This is a genomic window from Pseudomonas sp. S2_E01 (genome assembly GCF_054668365.1).
Map to the genome: position 1 here is coordinate 3,225,365 of NZ_CP162762.1, position 20,384 is coordinate 3,245,748.

A 20,384-nucleotide genomic window follows, 5' to 3' on the forward strand; every position below is an offset into this window, starting at 1 on the left:
AAAGCGTTAACCGGCCATGCGTTGTTGCAACTGCGCACCGAAGGCGCAGACCTGTTCGTCCTGGCCTTTGCGGCCAACAATCTGCAGGCCGACCTTCAGCCCGCCACAATCGAGTTCCACCGGCACCGAAAGCGCCGGGTGGCCGCTCAGGTTGAAAGGCCGCACCAGCGGCGTCATCCCGGCCACTGCCTTGCTCGCGCTGCGGGCCTCTGCCAACGTCGGCGGCAGGCTGGGCAACGTGGGCAACAGCAGCACCTCGAATTGATCCAGCGCGGCATCCACCTGCTGGCTGAAGCGCGCACGCACTTTTTCCGCTTGGGCCAGGTCCGCCGCCGTGGTGCGACTGGCCGCCAGCAGGCGCTGCTCGACGTCCGCGCCGATCAGACCCTTGCCGGTGAGGTGGCCGAAGGCCGCCCAGTTTTCAAAGTTGATCACGGTCAGGCCGGCGGCGAACGCGGCCTCGAACTCGCTCAACGAAAGCGAGCTGCGCCGCCATCCTGCGCGGTCGGCAGCGGCACCGAGACGGGCTTGCAGGTGGGCATCACAATCGACTTCAAGAAACCCGACTTGGGCGCCGTCAGCGGGCAGTCCCTGAACGTTGAAGCCCGGGCAGATCACCCGCATGGCCGCAATCAGGTCGTCCATGTTGCGGGCGAACGGGCCGACGCAATCGAGGCTCGATTGAAGTGGATGCGCACCCACGCGGCTGACACGGCCATAAGTCGGCTTGAGCCCGGCAACACCGCAGCAAGCCGCTGGCACTCGCACGGAACCGCCGGTGTCGGTGCCGATGGCGATGTCCGCGAGCCCCGCCGCGACCGCCGCTGCCGAACCGCTGGAGGAGCCACCCGGTACACGGTCCGGCGCCTGCGGGTTGATCGGCGTGCCGGTCCAGTCATTGATACCGGTGACGCCAAAGGCCAGTTCGTGCAGGTTGGTCTTGCCGACGATCTGCCAGCCAGCCTGGATGATCGATTCGACCACCTCGGCGTTTTTCGTCGCTGGCGCTGCGTCGGCAAAGGCACGGCTGCCGGAACGGGTCGGGTGACCGGCAATGTCGATGGAGTCCTTGATGGCCACGCGTTTGCCGTTGCCGCCGAGGCGGAATTCGCTGATGAAGGTGCTCATGCATTGAGTTCCTGGTTGAAGAGGCGTTGGGTGCGAAAATGTGCGATCTGCCAGGAACCGTCGACGCAGCGAAAATCGATGTTCAACCGTGTGCCAAACAACTCGCTGCGCCCGTCGGCGTAAGTGGAAATCTGCTGCATGATCCACTGCCCTTGCGCCGTCCCGCCGTAGACCTGGATCGACTCGCTGGTGAGGTAATGCAGGTTGAGCCGGAAGTGATCCGACGGCGGCAGGTAACCGCCGACGAATGCCGCCACCGCGTCCCGCCCGTGATGCTGGCCGAAGGTCTGCGCGGCCTGGCTGCCGATGCCTTCCCAGATTGCGTCGAGGCAGAACAGCTCGGCCAATTCGCTGACGTGGCTGGGTGCCCTGGGGACATCGCACAGGTCCATGTAGCGCGCCATCAAACGGCGCACCTCACTTTCCCCTTCGAGCGTCGCCAGACGCTGGAGCAAGGCCTGTTCCATGGCTTACACCTTGGCCGCGTCGGGAATGGTCAGCGGCCGACCGATGCGCGCTTCGACCTTGGCGTAGCGCCACAGGCTGTACTCGTTTACCGGGGTGGTGCGGAACAGGTTGCAGGCGTCGATCACCGACTGGTGGCAATCGACGTCGGCCATGATGTACACGGTCCAGGGCGAGGTGGTGGACGGGCCGACCATCAGCCGATCATCGTCCATCGCGCCGAGCACGGTGATGCCGGGCATGGCGCCAAGCGAGGCCATCATCTGGCTGAAACCTTTCCACACGCTCAGGCCTTCGCCGGTGGGCAGGTCGAAGAAGTTCTGGGTGATGCCGATGCAAAAGACGACGCGCAACGGTTCCTGGGTAGTCTGGGACATGGGGTGATCCTTTAAGTGTGGGTTCAGATGTAGCCAGGGAATGGCGGCACGCCGAGCAGCACCGAACCGGCGCCGTCGTACAGGCCTTCGCTGAGAAAAGCGTGCTGGGTGACCACCATCGAATCGCGCAGGTAACGCTGCAGCGGGTGGCGCAGGTAAATGGCGGTGGTACCGGCCAGGCTGTAGGCGCTTTGCACCACGGCGGCACCGGCCTGGGACACGTGAATGGCGGACAGGCGCAGCAGGCTGGTCTGTTCGGCGGTGACCGGGCAGCCTGCGAGGATCGAGTTCCACACCTGCTCGGTGGCGTTGTAGAAGAAACCGCGCGCGGCGGCCAGGCTGGCTTCGGCCTTGGCGATCTCGATGCGCACGTAGGCGCGGTCGGCCATTTTTGGCGCGCCGGTGATGCCGCTGCCGGCAGCCATGCGGCTGACTTCGTCGAGCGCGGCGCGGGCCAGGCCAAGGTTGACCACCGCCAGCACCTGGGCGGCATAGGCAATTGACGGGTAGCGGAACAGCGGTTCGTCGATGGTGGCTGCGCCGCCGCGAATGAATGTCCAGCGTTCGTCGACACGTTTGTCGCAGACGCGCAAGTCATGGCTGCCGGTGCCCTTGAGGCCAACCACGTCCCAGTTTTCGATGATATCCACCTGATCCGGGCGCAGCACCGCAGTGCGCGGCTTGCCACCGGCCGCGCCGATGCCGACACCAAGCAGGTCGGCCCCCTTGCAGCCGCTGGCGAATTTCCAGGTGCCGTTGACCTGATAACCACCCTCGACCGCTTCGGCCGGTTGCAGCGGGAACAGGCCGCCGGCGAACACCAGGTCAGGACCGTCAGCATAGAGTTCGGCCAGGGTTTCTGGCGGTAAAGCCGCGAGGTAGACACCGGCGCTACCGAAACTGGCGACCCAGCCCGCCGAGCCGTCAGCCTCGGAGATTCGCTCGATCATGCGCAGGAACAGCGCGGGTGCCAGAGCATCGCCACCGAAGCGTTTCGGCGTGGCGGCGCGGTAGATGCCGATCTGCTTGAAGCGTTCGATCATGTCCCGTGGCACATGGGACACCGCATCGAACTCATCGCGGCGCTGGCGTACTTCTTCCAGCACTTGCGCAAAAGCGGTGTTCTCTTCAACGCCTGGCAGAGGGTCTTTCTCCGCGACAGCTGAACGCAGCATGGCTTGTCTCCGTTGTATTTATTATTCGTTGCCCCGCGTCCCCCTGTAGGAGCGAGCTTGCTCGCGATGGCGGTGTACCTGTCGACATCACTGGTGGCTGACACACCGTCATCGCGAGCAAGCTCGCTCCTACAGGGGAAGCGGCAGGCCGTTACCCTTGTGTTGGGTTCCAGTGTAAAAACCGCCTCAGTGCGCAACTATTGGTGCGTGTAGCCCCATGGCTAAAGAAATCCCCTACCCCGCCCCCGGTTACTTCTGAGCGCATCCCCACGCGCAAGCGGGTATAAAAAGCCATACTTCCCATTCCCAGGTTTCACTGGCTGCAAGGGCTGCGCGATGTACCTGCCAACATCCAACGATTTCTTCACCCTGATCGAAGCCATGCCGCTGTGCATCATTCTTCACGACGCACACAGCAAGGAGATTCTCTGGGCCAACACCGCCGCCCTCGACGCGCTGGGGTTCACCCTGGAAGAACTGACACCGCTCAAGGCCCCCGACATGACCCGCAATGCGCCCAAGTACCGGCGTTCGGTCGGCCTGCGCTGGCTGGAAGGCGCCGCACGCACCGGCCAGCGCGCCATCGAGTGGTGTTATCGCTCCAAGCAAGGGGTGGAAATTCTCTCCGAGGCGGTCGCGACCCTGGTGCACCTCGAAGGCCGTGATGTGCTGATGGTGCAGTTCCGCGACATCTCCAAAGAGGACAAGGTCAAGCGTGACCTCAAGCGGTTCGAAAGCCGGCTCAAGGCATTCATGCAGGACCTGGCCGAAGGCGTGGCAGTGCTCGGCCCCCAGGGCGAGATCCGTTTTATCAGCGACTCCGGCGCGCTCCTGCTGCACGGCGAAGGGCATGCGCTGACCGGGGAAAACTTCCTGTCCTGGTGCGACGACGACTCACGCCAGCGTCTGTTGCAACAACTGGCCAGCGAAACCCCGGAACATGCGCCGTTCAGCGTGCATTACCACGTACAGCGTCGTGATGGAGCCTGGCGCTGGCATCAGGCGACCTGTCGGTTTATCGAGATCGAGGACGACCTGGTCGGCCACCTGCTGCTGTTTCGTGACGTCACCGAACAAGTGCGCACCGAAGAGGCGAGGCGCTTGAGTGAGCAGAAGCTCGAATACCTCGCGCGCTACAACGCCATGGGCGAAATGGCCGTGGCGATTGCCCATGAGTTGAGCCAACCGCTGGCGGCGACACGCAATTTCATCGAAGGCGCGGTGATCCGCCTGGGCAAGGAACCCAGCACCGATCCGGGCGTGACCTGGGGTTTGCAAAATGCTGTACGGCAGATCGAACACGCTTCGGTGATCATCAAAAGCGTGCGCGACTACGTGGTCAAACTGGAGCAGAGCGAAGAACTGATCGACCTCAACGAGCTGCTGCGCGAAACCCGCTATTTCATCAGCCTGCGCGCCGACCCAAGCCAGGTTCGGGTCGAGATCATCCCCAGCCCGACGCCGCTGCGGGTCAGTTGCGAAAAAGTACTGATCGGCCAGGTCATCCTCAACCTGGCGTTCAATGCGATTGAAGAAATGAGCGATTTGCCCGTCGAACGCCGGGTGCTGCGCATTCAGGCGAGCAGTGAGGACGGCATGGCGCTGCTGCGCATCGAGGATCGTGGACGCGGCATCCAGGCCGAGGCCCAGGAGAAACTGTTCGACGGCTTCTTCTCCTCCAAGGTCAGCGGCAACGGCATCGGCCTGGCCCTGTGCAAAAACATCATCGGCCGCCACCGCGGCGACATCTGGGCCCAGAACCTGGAGCCCTGTGGCGCGGTGTTCAGCTTCACCCTCCCCATCGCCCCGGACCTGTAGGAGCGAGCTTGCTCGCGATGGTGGCCCAGGCACCGCGGGGCATCCAGACAGCCCGCGTCATCGTTAACGACCTTCGCGACGGTTCTACGCCTCGACAAGCCCGCTCCCACAGAAGATCAAGATCAAAAGCGGGCACGATCCCTGTAGGAGCGAGCTTGCTCGCGATGGTGGATCAGGCACCGCAGTGTGTCAGGCCGCCAGCGTCATCTTGACCACCATCGCGAGCAAGCTCGCTCCTACAGGGGCATGCGTCGCTTCAAAGAACAGGCCGGCCGGTAGGCCGCCTCGCGTCGCCGTGACGCGGTGTCCGCCCCCTCGGGATGCCGGAGCGAGGGTATGCCGAGCCTAGGCGAGGCACCGAACGAAAGGGCGGAACCTTAGGTGGCCGTTACCGCAACAATGGATATGTACACCAATCAGCCCCCCACTCATCAAGACTGGCACAGACACACAACCTCTTGGCACCCACAGCAATTCCCCCTCCTCCCCGGCAAGGCAGAATCGAACTGTAAAAATCTGCCATGCACCCGCGATTTGCGAGAACAATAATTCAGGGAGTTCCCATGCGAGCCACCAGGATCACCGTACAGTCAGCGCTGAGTCTCAGCCTGCTGGTACTGGGTTTGAACAATGCCAGCGCGGATCTTCCCGCTGACACTGGCATCGGCCAGACCGTTTTGGCATTCCCGCCCGAAGCCCATCGAGCCTTTGTGGTCGATGTCGAATTCGAAAGTTTCGTCGCGGGCCGCGTCACCGTGGTCGACCCCGACAAGAAGCGCGTGCTCGGCATGGTGCCGACCGGTTTCGCCGCCCCGTCGACCTTGAGCCACGACCAGAAAACCCTCTACAGCGCCGACATCTGGTACTCGCGCGGCACTCGCGGTACGCGCACCGACGTGTTGACCGCCTGGGACAGCTCGACCCTGTCGCCGGCCTGGGAAGTGCTGATCCCGAACAAACGCGCCGAGTCGCTGACCCAGCGCTATGGCCTGAAAACCAGCGCCGACGACCGTTTCGTCTACGTCTACAACTTCACCCCGTCGACATCGGTAACCGTGGTCGACACCGAGGCCAAGGCCGTGGTCACCGAAATCGCGATCCCCGGTTGCGTGCTCAACTACCCGGTGGGCAAACGTCGCTTCGCCTCGCTGTGCGGCGATGGCAGCCTGCAGGTCGTCACTCTCAACGACCAGGGCCAGGAAACCACGCGCAGCCGCACGCCGTTCTTCGATCCGAACGCCGAGCGACTGGTGGAGCGCGCCGTCAACGTCGGCGACACCTACTACTTCACCACGACCACCGGCACCGTCCGCGCAGTGGATTTCAGTGGCGAAGCACCAAAGATCCTGCCGAGCTGGTCGCTGACCACCGAAGAGGAAAAGAAGGCCGGTTGGGCGCCGGGAGGCTGGCAGCTGATGGCGGTCGCGCCGAAGCTGAATCGCCTGTACGTGCTGATGCATGACGCTCACGAACCGATGAAGTGGGAAGACCCGAGCCCGCTGATCTGGGCCTTCGACCTCAAGACGGGCAAGAAAATCGCCACCCTGGAAGCGCCGGCACCGATCTGGAGCATGCAGGCCACTGGCGACGACAAGCCATTGCTGCTGGGCAGCGACGTCGAGGGCGGCCTGCAGATCTTCGACCTCAAGACCAACAAGCACACCGGCAGCATGGCGAAGGTCGCAAAAACCGCGACCCAGGTCATGAGCTACTAACGAGGCTTGGCCATGCAACCAGATCCGATTTTCATCATTGCCAGCGCACTCGCCATCGCGGTGTTGCTGGCCAGCGCCGCAACCCACAAGTTGCGCGCGCCGGCACGCTTCAGAAAACAACTGGCGGACTATCAACTGCTGCCCGATGTTCTGGTGCGGCCCATTGCCCGCTTGATCCCGGTGGTTGAACTGGTGATTGCCTTCGCCCTGCTTGTGCCGGCCTGCCGCGCCTACGCTGCTCTGACGGCTGGTGCACTGATCGCGCTGTACGCGGCCGCCATCGGCATCAACCTGTGGCGCGGTCGGCGCGACATCGACTGTGGCTGCGCGGGCCCCGATCAGGCGCAACCGCTGCGCCCGATCCTGCTGCTGCGAAACAGCGCACTGGTGGGCCTGGCGCTGTTGGCTTGCGTCACGCCGGCCGTGCGCGAACTCGGTTTCTTCGATGGCTTCGTAACCGTCGCCGCCAGCGCCGTTGCGCTACTGATTTACGCCGCAGCCGATGGCCTGCTGGCGAACTCCCCTCTTCTGCTCAAATTGATTGGTAGGTAATCAAAATGGAAGGTTTAATCGTTTCCAACGTTCTGCTCTGGGTGCTGCTGGTCGCCGTGGCATTCGTCGTCATGGGCCTGGTGCGTCAGATTGGTGTGCTGCACGGTCGCCTGGCGCCTGCCGGCGCACTGATGGTCGACAAAGGTGTGGCGGTCAATGAGGCCGCACCACAAATCACCGCCTCGGACCGTCACGGCCGCCCGGTGAACTTCGGCTACGCCGGGGAAAAATCGCAATTGCTGTTCTTCCTCTCGCCGACCTGCCCGATCTGCAAGTCGCTGCTGCCGGCGATCAAATCCATCGCCAAAGAGCAGGCAGACCGCCTCGACGTGGTGTTTGTCAGCGATGGCGACATGGACGCCCAGCAAGCCCTGATCCGCGAACACAAACTCGAAGACGCCACCTACGTGGTCGGCCCGGAAGTGGGCATGACCTACCAGATTGGCAAGCTGCCTTATGCCGCCCTGATCGACAAGGCCGGCACCCTGCGAGCCAAGGGCCTGGTCAATTCCCGCGAACACCTGGACAGCCTGTTTGAAGTCGAACACCTCAAGCACGCCACGTTGCAGCAATACCTCAATGCTCAGCCCCACGAGCATGATCACAGCCACGGCCATAGCCACTGATAAGGCAGGGAGACCTTCATGAAACTGCTGGATCTGTTGTTCGAGCGCTCCTCGCGCCGTGTTGCCGACACCACTTCGCGCCGCAAACTGCTGGCGCGCATGGGCTCGCTGATGGTGGCCGGTGCCGCCCTGCCCTTGCTGCTGCCGCTGGATCGCACCAGCAAGGCACTGGCGGCCACCGACCCGAAAGCCGGCGACCCTGGTGACCCAAATAGCTGCGATTACTGGCGCTATTGCTCCATTGACGGCTTTCTGTGCAGCTGCTGCGGCGGGTCGGTGACCTCCTGCCCGCCGGGCACCGAGGCCTCCCAAGTGACCTGGATCGGCACGTGCCGCAACCCGGCCGACGGCAAGGATTACATCATTTCCTACAACGACTGCTGCGGTAAGCAAAGCTGCGCCCAATGCGCCTGTACCCGAAACGACAGTGAAGAACCGGCCTATCGCCCGTTCAACAACAACGATGTGAACTGGTGCCTGGCTGCCAAATCGCACATCTATCACTGCACCGTTTCGATCATTCGTGGTGTGGCTGTTTGAGTTGATGTAACCCCCATACCCCTGCAATCCCTGTAGGAGCGAGCATGCTCGCGATGGACGCCCAGGCACCGCTGGCATTCAGACAGCCAGCGTTATCGTTAACGACCATCGTCGGAACGCCGCCCGGAGACAAGCTCGCTCCTACAGGGACAGGGCCGATCATAAAAACAAGAAGGGTCTGTCATGCGTCACGTGTTAATCCTCAGCCTGGCCTGCCTTTTTATTGCCCCGCTCGCCCATGCGCGGGCCATCCCAAATCCCAACCAACGTCATGCACCGGGCAACGAAGCGTTGCAGACGCCGATCGACCAGGCCGGCTACAGCGTTGGTGTGAACTACCAGCTGCAATGCGCGGGCTGCCACCTGGGCAATGGCATGGGCTCGCCTGCCAATGACACCCCGAGGATGGCCGGCTTCGTTGGCAACTTTCTGAAGGTGCCGGGCGGGCGCGAGTTTCTCGTGCGGGTCCCTGGCATGTCGCAATCGGCATTGAACAACGCGCAACTGGCTGACCTGCTCAACTGGCTGATGCGACCGGACGGCATGGCCGGCAAAAGCGTGCCCGGACATTACCAGCCGTACACCGCCGAAGAAGTCACGGCCCTGCGCGCTGAAACCATGCTCAACCTGCCCGGCACCCGTGCCGAGCTGATCAAGGCGATGCAAGCACAAGGCATCGCCATCGAAGACGGCATGACCCCATGAGCGCAAGCGTCTAGCGTCGCTTGCTGCCCTGCACCCACTCACGCGGGCTGACCCCGGTTTTGCGCCGGAATGCCCGAGACAGTGCCGATGGACTTTCATAGCCGACTTCATCGGCAATCAAGGCGATCGACTTACCCTCACGCAAACGCTTCTGCGCCAGGCTGACCCGCCAGCTCACCAGATAATCCACTGGCGTCTGCCCCACCGCTTGACGAAAGTGTTCAGCAAAGCTGGCCCTGGACATGTTGGCCGCTGCCGACAACTCGGCCACGGTCCAGGCCTTGGCCGGCGTATCGTGCATCAGGCTCAAGGCACGGGACAGCCGTGGATCGGCAAGGCCCGCCATCAAGCCCGGGGTTTGCTCGCGGCTGCTCAGCAGGTGACGCAGCAATTGGATCACCAGCACTTCGAAAAGGCGATCCATCATCGCTTCTCGCCCGCACAGTCCGTCGAAGGCCTCCTGGAACAACCAGTCCAGGGTGCCGGCCAAGGTCGGCAGGTCCTTGAGATCCAGCACCAGGTAATCGGGCAACGCCGCCGCCAGTGCATTGCCGGCGCCACCATCAAAATCCAGTGAAGCACACACCAGTTGCGTATCGGACGCGTCATCGGCAAACAGACGATGACGATAAGGCCTGGGAAAAAAACCAGTGTGGGCGTGTCCAGCAGCAGCTCGCGCTCATCGGCCAGTTTCAGCGTCAGCTCGCCGGCGCGCAGCAGATGCAGGTGTCCGCAGGCCTGTTCACCGTCGAACGCGGTGATGCCGCAGAATGTACCGCTGTGGAAGGTGCCGGCACTGACGCCGAAATGACTGAGCAAGGTCGACAAGCGATCCATGGAAGGACTCCCGACAACAAGTTTGGACGATCTGTTGTATATCCTCGACGATTTGCACCCAATACACCAGCCATGATCACTAACATGAACTCCGTACCCAGCGCATACCGCGCCCCTTACGGAGAAACATCATGAGCCGCATCAACACCCTGAGCCTCGAACACGCCACTGACGCTACCCGCCCGCTGCTGGAAGGCGTGCAGAAAAAAATCGGCTTCCTGCCGAACATGTTCAAGACGCTGATACACGCACCTGCCGTGTTGACATCCTACCTGCAACAGTCGGCAACCCTGGGCAAGACGTCACTGAGCGCCGTGGAAAAAGAGGTGATCGCCCTCGCCACCTCCCAGGTCAACGGCTGTGACTATTGCCTCAGCGCCCACTCGTTCTTTGCCGGCAAGGCCGGGATGTCGGCGCAAGACATCGACGCCGCACGCCATGGCCAATTGAATGCCGTTGCCCTCCTCGCACGGCAGATCACCGAGAGCCGTGGCCGGTTGGCCAACGAACAGATTGAAGCCGCACGAGCTGCCGGCATCGACGACAGCAAAATCATTGAAGTGATCGCCCAGGTCGCCTTGATGACGCTGACCAACTACCTCAACAACGTGGCGCAGACCGAGATCGACTTTCCGGTCGCCTGAACCCTGTTACCCGATTGCGGAGTATTGCTGATGAACACTGTAACGCTCTACACCACCGACACCTGTCCGTATTGCCGCAACGCCAAGGCGTTGCTGGCCAGCCGAGGGGTGGTTGGCGAAGAAATAAATGTCCAGCGCGAACCTGGGAAGTTCGAGGAAATGCTCACCCGCAGCGGTGGACGGCGCAGCGTGCCGCAGATTTTTATCGGCGACATTCATGTCGGCGGGTTCGACGACCTGGCAAAACTGGATCGTCAGGGCAGCTTGCAGGCAATGCTCGCTTGATCTGCAGGAAACAGACTTCATTTTTTGACAAGGATGTTGTATCAAACCGCAGCAATACCGTCGATGATTGCACAGTACTGCTAAAGTGATAGCACGCGTCTCCATCTTCCGTAATCTGTACATTGCGGAGATGGATGACGGGTGAAGTGGCTTGCCGGTGACGCCAGGACTCTCGAGGGGAGTCGACTGACCTGAATCTCGTCATTATCGAGCGCGAAGGAAAGCAAATGAGGTCCAAGCATGATTTTTGAACCTAACAACACCCGCTCCGTGCTCCAGCGTCGAAGCAGTACCAGTGCAGTGATTCAGGCAGGTCTGGATTGTGTTGCAGTCACCGGCGTTGCCTGGTTCCTGATCACCTATCACATCGGCTACATCACCCAAGACTACGTCATCATGCTGTTGTTGCTGCTTGGCGCATTGGCCGTGGTTTATGACCACTACGCCATTTACCGCAGCAACGTGGTGTTTACCATCAAGGCGTTCAAGCTTCTCAAGGCGTGGACCGCGACCTTCGGGTTCCTGGTGGCCATGGCATTCCTGACCAAGCAGAGCGAAGTCTATTCACGCTTGTTGATGGGCGAGCTCTTCGTCCTGGGCTATATCGCCCAGTTGCTGTTGCACCTGGCGACCCGGGAAATGCAGAAGAAATTCCTCGCCCACCCCACGCAACTGGAAAATGCCCTGATCATCGGCTCCGGCGAACTGGCCAACTACCTGCACAAGAAAATCAGTACCAACCCCTGGCTGGGCGAGCGCATCGTCGGCTGCGTGTTGATTGGCGCGGACGATGATCGAGGCAAGGAGCCCGCGAACGTCAAGCATCGCTTGTCGGTCCTCGGCGATATCTCGCACCTGGACGAACTGGTGGTCAAGCATTCCATCCGTACCGTTTATTTTGTCACGCCGCTGGGTGGATCCGAGGTGATCCAGGATGTGTACCTGAGACTGTTCGACAAACACATATCGGTTAACTGGGTGCCGGATATTTTTTCCCTGCGCCTGATCAACCACAGCGTTCGCGAGATTGCCGGCATTCCCGTACTGACCTTGTCGGAAACGCCGCTGATCGGCATGCGCCTGTTCCTCAAAAACCTTGAGGACAAAGTCCTGTCCTCCCTCATTTTGCTGATGGCTGCCCCGGTGCTGGCGCTGGTTGCCCTGGCGATCAAGCTCGACAGCCCGGGGCCGGTGTTTTTTCGCCAGGAGCGAATGGGTTGGAGCGGCGAGTCCTTTCGCATCTGGAAATTCCGCAGCATGGTGGTCCATCAACCCGCCGAGGGGACCATCAAGCAGGCACAAAAGAACGATCCACGGGTCACCCGGGTAGGCGCCTTCATCCGACGCACCAGCCTCGACGAGCTGCCGCAGTTGTTTAACGTGTTGATGGGGGAAATGTCACTGGTGGGCCCGCGCCCCCACGCCATCGCACATGACGTGCAGTACTCACCCGATGTCTCGGGTTACTTTGCCCGCCACAACATCAAACCCGGTATTACCGGCCTGGCGCAGGTGCGCGGGCTGCGAGGTGAGACCCGTGAAATCGACCAGATGATCCGCCGGGTCGATTCAGACATCGAGTACATCAACAACTGGTCGCTGTGGCTCGACTTCACCATCCTGGTGCGCACGCTGTTTGCGTTTACCGGCAAGCATGCCTATTGAGCGGGCCACTACTTGATCGGTTCACGCGACCTGCGTGAACCGATCAAGTACCGAACCGCTTCAAAGGCTGCCATAGCGGTTCAATCCTTCATACGACGCCGGGAACAGTTCCAGTGTCCGCTCAACCTCGTCAGGATCGATCCTGAAACCATCCCCCTGCGCGATCCCCACCACGAACCCGAAGTTCTGATGGTCGCGGTCCGTGAGGTACTTGAAGAAACACAGGAAGCGATTCGGTGGCTGCAAGACCAGCAGCGAACCACCAGGCGGCAGCACGTTGACCCCATGGATCAGATGACTGCCCTCGATGCCAACCACGGTTTTCGCGCCGGCGCAGGCCGCAACGATGGTCGGGACATCACTGGTGGCGGGGTCGAGGATGCGAAAGCCCCACCGGTCACGCAGGCGTTCAGCCACTTCCATCTCATTGCGTAACCGCCGCGAGGCTCCATGGCCGCCCCGTACGATGAATACTCCGGGATGCGTGTTGACGTTGACGTGTGAAAGCAATTGTTCACCCATCGCCCGGAAACGCCGGTGTTTATGCAAGTTCTGGCTCAGGTCGTTGAAAATCACCAGCTCTCGAAAAAACGCATTGCGCACGCGCACGGGACTCATCCCCAGCCACCGCTCGTAACCGGGTGCGTGCAGGATACCGTTGCGGGCAACGGATGCGTTGTCGGCAAAAGGAGCTGTTGTAACTGGAACACCCTCTTCGCAGGCCAGGCGATAGGTCAGGCAATCATCCATCAACCAGGTGCCAAACCATTTGTTGCCGCCGACGGTGCAATACAACGCCCCACGCTCGATCTCCTGGTCCACGCGGATCCCCGGCAGCCGGCCGGCACCCGGCGTGAGCCAGGATTTGGCGTTGTCCTTGTAAAGCGCGCCATCGATCATCCACACATCCTTGAGCAGAAAGCCCCGGGTTGCGCCGTGCTCAACCAGCCCGGTGCCTTCCATGGTCCGACGGGGGTGCTCGTTGGGATAAAACAACGCCTCTTCCCAACCGGTGACCCGCTCCAGTTGGTTGGGCAGGTAAAACGCTGGCGGTGCAATAGCGCTCGAGCCGGGCGCAATGTCCCAGGACTTGACCGCGAGGCTTTCCAGGGTCGCCGAGGGCTTGCGGGTCACTCGGGTATTGAACATGTATTTGTACGCAGCAAGGCTCCACTTCGATGGACTGCTGCCGGCCGACGCGTTTAACTGCAACATGTCCTCACCCCCTCTAACCGCGGCTATACCCAACGACCCTTTCAACGGGCGACTGTTCAGGCGACAAAACTGTTTCAAGGAGCGGGGGATCGTTCAGGTGACTGTATCGACTGCGCAAAATATCCAGCAGTTCTTCCCGTGGTGTATCTGGACAATGGAGGTAGACCCTGGATAACCCACCGAACCCCATTTCCCGATAACGAGTGGCAACTTGTGCATCACTCTTATCGCCAGGCACACCCAAGTGCAGTGTCAACTTTCCACTTTCAACTGCGAAGAGTGGCGTTTCCCAAAGAAACTCTGCAGCGCCCGCTTTCGGCAGGGTTACAAACAAATAACCGTGATTACCCAACGTATCGACATCACCACCGCGCCTTCTCTTCCACTCAAGAAGCCCGTCATCCGGACGAGCGAGACAAGTTCCGATATCGTAGTAATCGAAGTTGTTTTCAATCGCCCATTCAAGTGCCATGAACGTGGTAATCGAATTAACTTCACGCAACTTTTTCTGATCAGAGAACACGGTATCGGGATACCCGAACCGTACGGTGCTCCAATAACGTTTGCCCGCGCGGATCACGGTGCAGCCAAGGTGGCAAGCGACGACCTCATCTTCCAACAGCACCAGATCGAGTCGTCCGGCGGTTTTTGCAACGCGATGCACCTCATGGGTTGCAATTTGCGAGGCCGCGGAACCATGCCTGGCGCTGGCATAGGGCTGCAGCATGTCACGGTCCGCGCTGGCGATATCATCATCGTTCAACGCCTGTTGCATACGATAACGAGCACGATTCTTTCGCAGGTTTCGCCGCAGTTCGGCGTTGTATTGTCCGGCAATCTCATCAATAGAGCGGTTCAGCGGAACCACCGCACTGAGTAATTGCGGCACGTACAAGGCACCGGGAGTGGGCACTTCAGTGACCAGCACGGTGTGCGCCGACTTTCGCAGCCGCATCCGGTTATCGGCACCTTGGGGCTTTGCGCCCAACAACACTTGCGCAAACGCTCGGCGTGTTTTCGTGCCCAGGTAAAGGATGTCGTGAGCGCTGTCTTCTCGTAGCTTGAATCGAACTACCTCCCACTGCCAGAAACAGGCCCGCGCGGCGATATCCTGAAACCAGGCGAGCATTTTTCGCAGTTCAAATCGCACCGATGGTGATAATAACTTGCGTAATATTTGCGCTGCTTTTTCTTTCATTTTTTCAACACACGTCAAATAAAGTTTATTCAGGTTTAAAACCAATAAACCCACTATTCGACATCAGCGCTCTACGACGTGCTGCAAAAACATGACATTACACGTCTTTGAATACATGCCAACTTTCCTTCTTGCGATAAACTCGCAACTCCCTCCGTGGACACCGGTTTTTGACGCCATTAAGTCGTCAACACCCCTTGTGAAGATAAAAGTTTTAGCACACCTGCCAAGTCGAAATACTAAGCAGAGTAAAGATGCAAGCCGAGTGTTTTGCAAGATATTTCAGAACTGTTACTTAGGCCGACTCCCCTCAAAAATCCTTGCTGAGAAAAGTCCGTAACAGGAACAGTGGGTTACCCACCACGTAACGGCTGAACAGGCGTTTCGGCTCGCTGATCAGCCTGAATACCCATTCACAACCGAGGCGGCGCATCCATTGCGGAGCGCGGGAAACCTTGCCGCCGAGAAAGTCCAGGATGGCCCCGCCGCATACAATCACGCAGGGCTCGCTGCTGGCCGCCAGCATGGCAGCGACAGCCTCCTGTTTGGGCATGCCCATGCCCAGCACAATCAGTTGCGGCTGATGTTTCACGGCCAGATCAACGTATTCCTGCATCGGCGCAAAACCATGGTGAGCCGAAACGACATTGACCGAAAACCTTGCTTCGCTTTGTCGTACCGCACTGGATAACCACGGTTCCTGTGTTCCCCAGAACGCCACCCGCCGCCCACTGTAAGCGGCCAGCAACTTCGGAATCAGATCGGTACCGTTCATGTTCAGCCCGGGCTCGGTACCCAGCCGGCGAAACAGGATAGTCATGCCGGAGCCATCACGCAGCAATACGTCGGCCGCCGACAGGGCCTGGTAGTAATCGTCGTTGCCCGTCACCAGGTTCATCGCATGGGCGTTGACGAAGCCGACAACCGTGGCCTTTTGCGGGTCGGACAAGCCTTCAATCAACGCTTGTTCATCGCTTGCATCGCCAACCACACGGATTTTGCGCACGATCGTTTGCCAGTGACGTTGCCAGCCCCAGGTGCTCATCAATGATCATCCCGTTTCGAACGCACCCACTCAACCTGGCGCTTGAGCAAAAAGCCGATATACAGGGGGATTTTCTTCAGTGCGTAAAGGGGGGCGTACATCAGCGCGGTGAACGAAATGATCGCCCGCCCGAATTGGCTCCATGCCAGCAGGATCGAGACGCCCAGCAGGACCATCCCCGCCGTGGCGATGGAGGCCGGCGCGCCAGGGCCACCCAACAGCACCACCAGCCATGCCAGAACGAACCCGGCCCCCAGCATGAGGGTCAACAACGCCAGCGGCGGAACCCACATATCCAGGGTCATCGCCAGCAGGTTCCAGTTTTTGCGGCGGATCGATTCGACGAACAACCTCGGTGCATCCCCCAGGATCACGCCCAGGTGACCATGCTCCCAGCGGGTTCGCTGGCTGGCCAGGCCTTCATCGGTACGGGGGAAGTAGCTGGTCACCAGTGCATCGGGGCAAAACAGCGGCGGCTTGCCACTGCGGCAGAAATCCAGGCCCATCTTCAGGTCTTCGACGATGTGGTTGCTGCCCAACTCGATCAGCGCCAGATCCTTCCAGACAAACGCCATGCCCGTGCCCATCAACGGGCAAGGCAGATTGAGCCATGCCCAGCCACGCGGGCGCACGCGGTTTTTCACGCACCAGGCAAATTCCGCCAGTTGCACCTTCAGCCCGGAACCTGTTGGCGCGTGCATCAGGTCGAGCGCCTGGGTCGGCCGCCCTGACTCGATGCAGCGGATGGCCAGACGTTCGATCGTGCCCTCCCCCAGCTGGCAATCCGCGTCGATGACGACCATCACCTCAGGTGCATCGCTGGCCAGATGACGGGCGCCGAACTCCAGGGCAAAGCCCTTGCCGCGCTGCTGTTCGTCGCTGCGTTCAACCACCTCGGCACCGGCAGTACGGGCTACGGCGGCGGTGTCGTCGCTGCAGTTGTCGGCCACCACCAGCAGACGATCACCTGCCTGGAGCTGCGGCTTGATACTGTTGATCGTCGCGACGATCACCGAGGATTCATTGTGCGCCGGCACCAGCACCGCCACCCGTGGTCGCGGCCCTCGCAGGGGCTGATTCGAGCGCACCGGCAGGCAGGCCAGCAGCACCTGGACAAACAGCACCAGCACCGGCAACACGATGAGTAGCAACACCGCACTGAACAACCAACCGAGAAGTGTGATCATGCCTGCGCCTTGAATAATGCCGCCAGTTTGGCCGCTTCGGTGTCGATGTCGTGTCGCTGCAGCACACGCTGATACGCGGCTTCGCCCATCCTTTGCAACACCTCATCGGGTTGCATCAGACAATCTTCCAGCACGTCCGCTAATTCCTCCACGGCCCCTGCGGGAAACAGCCAACCGTTCTCACCGTGGCGCACCAGTTCGGGAATGCCCGCCACATAGGTCGTCAGCACGGGACGACGCAACGCCATCGCCTCCATGATGACCACCGGCAACCCCTCGGCGAAGCTTGGCAAGACCATGGCGCGCGCCGCCAGGATTTCCTCGCGCACTTGTTCGCTGCCGATCCAGCCGGTGATGCGCACCTGTGCTTGAAGGCCGTGTTGCGCGATCAGGGTTTCGATTTGCCCGCGCATTTCACCGTCGCCGGCCAGGACCATTTCAAATGCCACGCCTTTCGCCGCCAGCAGGCGTGCAGCTTCCATCAGCAACAACTGGCCTTTCTGTTCACACAGACGCCCGACACAAACCAGGCGTGGCACGGCGGGGATCGGCACCGCCGGCACATCGTGGAACGCCCGCTCCAGCCCACAATGCACGACCTTCACCTTGGCCCAATGCCCATGGTCCACCCAGCGATACAACTGGCTGCGCCCGTATGAACTGATGGCAGCGACGAACGCCGAGCGCCGGACCTTTTCACCCAGGTGAATGAACTGCGCTTTGTCGAACTCCTCCGGACCGTGCACGGTGAAGCTGTACGTCGGGCCGCCCAGCGCATTGGCCAGCATCACCACTTCAGTGGAGTTGGTGCCGAAGTGCGCATGCACGTGTTCTGCACCGAACGTTTGCAGCCAGGGCAGCATACGGCAGGCTTCAGCGAGGTAAATCAAGTGATACGGCCAGCTGCGATCGGCACGCCGACCCATGCGCAACGCCAGCCACAATGCCGAAAAGAATGCCCGTGGCCGGTGGCGCAGCACTTGCAGCACCGGTTTGAGCAGCGCCATGACCCCGCCCTGCAGGACATAAAGGGTTTTGTCCCGTTCGGACACGTCCTCGGCGTCCACCAATTCGGCATCCCAGCCCCGCAGGGCAATGCGCTGCACCTCGAACCCCTGGCGTTCCAACGCCAGGATCTCGCGACGAATGAAGCTATGGCTGACCTTGGGGTATTGATTGATGAAGTAAGCGATGCGCATAGGGACCGGGCTTAAAGATCGTTGGGAGTGACGGCGGCGGGCATGGCCACGGCTGCCTGTGTATCGGTGCGCGCGGGGGGAATGGCCGCACCGCTGCCGATCAATACGCTGTCGACTTTGTTGAACGTGCTTTCCAGCAACTCATAACGCCGGCGATACATGGCGCGTTTTTTCGCAGCAATGGTTTCCAGGGGCTTGATCGACGGCGCCATGGGGATCTCGAAAAAGTCTTCGCGATCAGAGGGCGTCGCCCCGTGCTCCAACCAGATCACATCGTAATTGGCCGCCAGTTCCTGGGCCTTGTTGGCGCCAAAATACGGATGGCGATGATGACGAAACTCATCCCCGACTGCGTAGAGCCTGTCGACGCCCAACCTGACCGCCAGGTGCTTGAGCACTTCAATCAGCAGGCTCCTGGGGCGCAGGCCTTCAAAAGCCTTGGTCAGATCCCGATAGATCGCCAGGGACCTGTCACTGTCCACGCCTTTGTGAATCCCCTGGACAGCGCCGATGAACAGACAGACTCCGGCCTCGGTGCGCCCGAGTGTGAACGCCAGTGAGGCGATTCGAAGATCGTCCTGGAACAGGTTCAGCACCAATTCGCCTTCGCGCATGAACCACTTCGGTCGATCCATCACCAGGGAGCACTCGGGAGCCCACTCGGACAAGTCGCCCAACTTCAGGCTTTCATCGCGCCCGGACAACAGCAGTTGCGGGCAACGCTGGGTGACCACCTCGTAATGTGACGCGATCGCGCTCAGCCTTTGCTCGGCCTCCCAGCGCTTGCTGACATAAGGCCACTGAACGACGCCGAGGCAATCGGTGCCCAGGGTTTGCAAGCCATTCGCGCCCAGCGCCTTGATCATGCGTGACGAAAACAGCTCGAGGGCCGGCCGGTTTTTTGCCACCAGCCCAGGCACCTTGAGCTGGTTTTTGAACGCTCTCGGTGTGACCCCGGCATTGAGCTTCAGCAAGCTTTTGAGGGTGAGCCAATAATCCATGAACGCCTCACTTGTATTCGATCAAGGCCGACTTGCCGGCGCCGAATTTGCTCAATAGAAATTTGACCTGGCCCAGCATCTCGGGAAATTTCCCCAGCACCAGGAAAAACGCCAGCAGCCAGTTTTCCCGTGTCGAGCGGCCACCACGGCGAGCCAGGCGCGCCACCTGCAAGGGATAGATCAGCAGGATCAACAACCCCGCCGCGCCCAGCAGCGAACAGGCAACCAGTGTCACCAGTGGCACGCCAAGGCCCCAAAACCAGGCACGCCGCGATTCACGTCGCCAATGCTGTTGCGCCGTTGCCCCATGCAGCGAGGCGCCCTCGGCAAACGCGTGGCCACCGCGCAAGGTGCGCTTCCACCACTGGCCAAAACGAGTCATGGCCGCATCGTGCAGGGTCATTTCCTCGTCCAGCCGCCAGACCAGCCAGCCCTTGGCCCGCAAGCGCACGCACAGCTCCGGCTCTTCGCCGGCAATCAGGTCCGAGCGGTATCCGGAGACGGCGGCAAAGGCATCCGCGCGCATCAGGGCATCGCCACCGCAGGCCTTGGCCTCGCCGATCGGCGTGTCCCATTCGATGTCACACATCAGGTTGTACACCGAGCGCTGGGGAAAGCGCTCACGGCGCCGGCCACACACCACCGCGACCTCGGGCCGCGCATCGAGAAACGCCTGTGCCCGGGGCAACCAACTGGCAACCACTTCGCAGTCGCCGTCGACAAACTGCACATGACGCAGGGTCGGCAGCAGCCTTTGCATGCAGGCAAACCCTTCATTGCGCGCACGGGCGGCGGTGAACGCAATCGTCATGTCCAGCTCGACCACCGCCACTCCGAGCGCCCGGGCCATTTGCACCGAACCATCGCTCGACCCGGAGTCAACGTAGACAATCTGCTGCGCTGCACCCACCAGTGATGCCAGGCAACGCTCCAGGCGCTGGCCTTCGTTGCGCCCGATGACCACGACCCCCATGTCATTGATCAAGGCGTTCACCAGGTCCGGCAAG

20 protein-coding genes and 1 pseudogene are annotated in these 20,384 nt (G+C 60.9%); 9 read left to right on the forward strand and 12 right to left on the reverse strand.

All coding sequences use genetic code 11. The features are described from left to right. Nucleotides 1-6: 6 nt before the first annotated feature. The 4 genes from AB4O36_RS14725 to AB4O36_RS14740 are packed head-to-tail and all read right to left on the reverse strand — an operon-like array spanning nt 7 to nt 3,145. Nucleotides 7-1,128, reverse strand: a complete 1,122-nt coding sequence (locus AB4O36_RS14725; RefSeq protein ID WP_460139556.1) for an amidase — start codon at nt 1,126-1,128, stop codon at nt 7-9. Beyond that, nucleotides 1,125-1,595 (reverse strand): nuclear transport factor 2 family protein, encoded by a 471-nt coding sequence (locus AB4O36_RS14730; protein WP_460139557.1) that lies wholly within the window; start codon nt 1,593-1,595, stop codon nt 1,125-1,127. Before AB4O36_RS14730 ends, AB4O36_RS14725 begins: the two co-directional genes overlap by 4 nt. Nucleotides 1,596-1,598: 3 nt before the next feature. Further along, entirely contained in the window at nt 1,599-1,970 is a 372-nt protein-coding gene (locus AB4O36_RS14735; protein WP_460139558.1) for a hypothetical protein, read from the reverse strand. A gap of 23 nt (nt 1,971-1,993) precedes the next feature. Then, nucleotides 1,994-3,145 carry an acyl-CoA dehydrogenase family protein gene (locus AB4O36_RS14740; RefSeq protein ID WP_460126362.1) on the reverse strand — a complete coding sequence of 384 codons (1,152 nt, stop codon included), beginning with the start codon at nt 3,143-3,145 and terminating at the stop codon, nt 1,994-1,996. A 336-nt stretch (nt 3,146-3,481) separates the two neighbouring features. Here AB4O36_RS14740 and AB4O36_RS14745 point away from each other — a divergent pair, with 336 nt between their 5' ends. The 6 genes from AB4O36_RS14745 to AB4O36_RS14770 all read left to right on the forward strand — a co-directional run bounded on the left by AB4O36_RS14745 (nt 3,482) and on the right by AB4O36_RS14770 (nt 9,101). Next, nucleotides 3,482-4,963 carry an ATP-binding protein gene (locus AB4O36_RS14745; protein WP_460139559.1) on the forward strand — a complete coding sequence of 494 codons (1,482 nt, stop codon included), beginning with the start codon at nt 3,482-3,484 and terminating at the stop codon, nt 4,961-4,963. Nucleotides 4,964-5,526: 563 nt separating this feature from the next. Next, complete coding sequence (locus tag AB4O36_RS14750; protein ID WP_460126364.1) at nt 5,527-6,678, forward strand: amine dehydrogenase large subunit; 1,152 nt, start codon at nt 5,527-5,529, stop codon at nt 6,676-6,678. Between the two features lie 12 nt (nt 6,679-6,690). Beyond that, nucleotides 6,691-7,230: a MauE/DoxX family redox-associated membrane protein gene (locus AB4O36_RS14755; RefSeq protein WP_460126365.1), complete on the forward strand. Its 540-nt coding sequence runs from the start codon at nt 6,691-6,693 to the stop codon at nt 7,228-7,230. A 5-nt stretch (nt 7,231-7,235) separates the two neighbouring features. Further along, nucleotides 7,236-7,856, forward strand: a complete 621-nt coding sequence (mauD, locus tag AB4O36_RS14760; RefSeq protein ID WP_460126366.1) for a methylamine dehydrogenase accessory protein MauD — start codon at nt 7,236-7,238, stop codon at nt 7,854-7,856. An 18-nt stretch (nt 7,857-7,874) separates the two neighbouring features. Next, nucleotides 7,875-8,396: a methylamine dehydrogenase light chain gene (locus AB4O36_RS14765; protein ID WP_460126367.1), complete on the forward strand. Its 522-nt coding sequence runs from the start codon at nt 7,875-7,877 to the stop codon at nt 8,394-8,396. Nucleotides 8,397-8,579: 183 nt separating this feature from the next. After that, nucleotides 8,580-9,101 carry a cytochrome C gene (locus tag AB4O36_RS14770; protein ID WP_460139560.1) on the forward strand — a complete coding sequence of 174 codons (522 nt, stop codon included), beginning with the start codon at nt 8,580-8,582 and terminating at the stop codon, nt 9,099-9,101. Between the two features lie 10 nt (nt 9,102-9,111). On the opposite strand, the pseudogene AB4O36_RS14775 reads toward AB4O36_RS14770, so the two are convergent. Continuing rightward, nucleotides 9,112-9,938: pseudogene (locus AB4O36_RS14775) on the reverse strand (AraC family transcriptional regulator). A gap of 131 nt (nt 9,939-10,069) precedes the next feature. On the opposite strand from AB4O36_RS14775, the gene AB4O36_RS14780 reads away from it, so the two are divergent. From AB4O36_RS14780 to AB4O36_RS14790, 3 genes are all read left to right on the forward strand, one after another. Further along, entirely contained in the window at nt 10,070-10,582 is a 513-nt protein-coding gene (locus tag AB4O36_RS14780) for a carboxymuconolactone decarboxylase family protein (protein ID WP_460126371.1), read from the forward strand. Between the two features lie 30 nt (nt 10,583-10,612). Next, nucleotides 10,613-10,867, forward strand: a complete 255-nt coding sequence (gene grxC / locus AB4O36_RS14785; RefSeq protein WP_460126372.1) for a glutaredoxin 3 — start codon at nt 10,613-10,615, stop codon at nt 10,865-10,867. Nucleotides 10,868-11,107: 240 nt separating this feature from the next. Continuing rightward, nucleotides 11,108-12,532 (forward strand): undecaprenyl-phosphate glucose phosphotransferase, encoded by a 1,425-nt coding sequence (locus AB4O36_RS14790; protein ID WP_460126374.1) that lies wholly within the window; start codon nt 11,108-11,110, stop codon nt 12,530-12,532. A 60-nt stretch (nt 12,533-12,592) separates the two neighbouring features. Here AB4O36_RS14790 and AB4O36_RS14795 read toward each other — a convergent pair whose 3' ends face one another. From AB4O36_RS14795 to AB4O36_RS14825, 7 genes are all read right to left on the reverse strand, one after another. Further along, nucleotides 12,593-13,747: a glycosyltransferase 61 family protein gene (locus AB4O36_RS14795; protein ID WP_460126375.1), complete on the reverse strand. Its 1,155-nt coding sequence runs from the start codon at nt 13,745-13,747 to the stop codon at nt 12,593-12,595. A 13-nt stretch (nt 13,748-13,760) separates the two neighbouring features. After that, a complete protein-coding gene (locus AB4O36_RS14800) occupies nt 13,761-14,945 on the reverse strand; it encodes a hypothetical protein (protein ID WP_460126742.1) in 1,185 nt (394 codons plus the stop codon). A 310-nt stretch (nt 14,946-15,255) separates the two neighbouring features. Further along, entirely contained in the window at nt 15,256-15,990 is a 735-nt protein-coding gene (locus AB4O36_RS14805; protein WP_460126377.1) for a WecB/TagA/CpsF family glycosyltransferase, read from the reverse strand. Then, complete coding sequence (locus AB4O36_RS14810) at nt 15,990-17,177, reverse strand: glycosyltransferase family 2 protein (RefSeq protein WP_460126379.1); 1,188 nt, start codon at nt 17,175-17,177, stop codon at nt 15,990-15,992. Before AB4O36_RS14810 ends, AB4O36_RS14805 begins: the two co-directional genes overlap by 1 nt. Further along, on the reverse strand, nt 17,174-18,376 hold the full coding sequence (locus AB4O36_RS14815) for a glycosyltransferase (protein WP_460126381.1): 1,203 nt from the start codon (nt 18,374-18,376) through the stop codon (nt 17,174-17,176). Before AB4O36_RS14815 ends, AB4O36_RS14810 begins: the two co-directional genes overlap by 4 nt. Before the next feature lie 11 nt (nt 18,377-18,387). Next, nucleotides 18,388-19,377: a DUF535 family protein gene (locus tag AB4O36_RS14820; protein WP_460126382.1), complete on the reverse strand. Its 990-nt coding sequence runs from the start codon at nt 19,375-19,377 to the stop codon at nt 18,388-18,390. A 7-nt stretch (nt 19,378-19,384) separates the two neighbouring features. After that, nucleotides 19,385-20,350: a glycosyltransferase family 2 protein gene (locus AB4O36_RS14825; RefSeq protein WP_460126744.1), complete on the reverse strand. Its 966-nt coding sequence runs from the start codon at nt 20,348-20,350 to the stop codon at nt 19,385-19,387. Nucleotides 20,351-20,384: the final 34 nt, after the last annotated feature.